At 58.6% G+C, this 1,247-nt stretch carries 1 protein-coding gene and 1 pseudogene; both read right to left on the bottom strand.

Going from position 1 to position 1,247, the window contains the following annotated elements; all coding sequences use genetic code 11:
* Nucleotides 1-93: pseudogene (locus OC610_RS27685) on the bottom strand (DoxX family protein); the annotation flags it as partial.
* Between the two features lie 97 nt (nt 94-190).
* On the bottom strand, nt 191-1,247 hold a 1,057-nt coding region (locus OC610_RS27680; protein WP_264432711.1), incomplete at its 5' end, for an MltF family protein.

Below are 1,247 nucleotides of genomic sequence, written 5' to 3'. Positions count from 1 at the left end.
GTGGGCGGCGAAGACGATCCCAACGACGATGCGCAGGACAGTCAGGCCGTAGCCGGCACGGGAGGACAGTACTTTGTTGATGAGAGTGCTCATGGATGCATTCCTTGGTGTGTGTGGTTGGACGCCATATTAATCAAATAATTTTATCGGAACAGCGCAAAATATCCGCCATAACAATCAATTTATTTGATTACTTCCGCAAGACCACCTCTCGTTCCTGGGACTCCAGCGACTCTCGCTCCCGATCAAACGCCAGATAGTATTTATTCACACTATTAACGTAGCTGACCGCGCCCATTCCCACCTGCTCCATGGCGATTCGCTCGACCTGGAAAAACCACTGGTTAGGATTCAGCCCACGCCGCCGGGCCTCGGCACGCATGCCTTGGACGCGCTCGGGGCCCATGTTATAGGCGGCGAGGACAAACGCCATGCGTTCGCGCTCATTGAGCTTGGGGCTGGCGAAGAATTTGCGACGGATCATGGCCAGGTACTTGGCGCCAGCCTGCACGTTGGCATCCAGGTCCTGGATGTTATTGACTCCAACCCGCTGGGCTGCCGACGGGGTGATCTGCATCAGGCCCGTGGGCGCGCCACCGCCGCGTGCCTTGGGTTGCAGGGCTGATTCCTTGAACGCCAGGGCCGCCAGGTTGAGCCAGTCCATGCCTTGGGCCTGGGCATGCTTTTGCAGCACAGGACGCAGTTTCTCCAGACGCTGGCGATCGGCCCGAGCCAGCGGATAGTGAACCTGATACAAACGGCGGTAGATGCGCAGGAATGCAGCATCTTCGTTGGAGGGCACTTTATAGGTTGCGAGGAACCGATCGATGCTCGCTCGCAACATCGCGGCGTCACGCCGGACGAACCAATACTCATCACTCGGCTCGCCAATGAGGACTTGGCGATCGAAACGCAGCTTGGGGAGAATCTTGCCCCACCGCTCGGCGATCGGTTGCTCGACGATGGTCAGGTGGAAAATGCCGCCCTGGACCATCTCCAGCACATCCTCAACCGCCAGGGTGGGATCGACCCATTCGATTTTTACCGGAGGCAATTTCAGCAATGCCAGCTTCTGGTTGATCTGGCTGACCGCATCCCCCGCCGCGCTGCCGTTGGGCAAGGCCAGGGTCTTGCCAGACAATTGTTCGACGCGGGTATAACGCTTCTCGCCCTTGATACCCACCAACAGCAATGGCACATCGGTGCGGATCGGATCACTGGCGCTGACCGCGTGGCCGGCTTGCAGC

It is taken from the genome of Pseudomonas agronomica (assembly GCF_025917275.1).
Taxonomy (GTDB): Bacteria; Pseudomonadota; Gammaproteobacteria; order Pseudomonadales; family Pseudomonadaceae; genus Aquipseudomonas; species Aquipseudomonas agronomica.
Note: the sequence above shows the minus strand (reverse complement) of the source record. Positions and strands in the feature narration are given on the sequence as shown.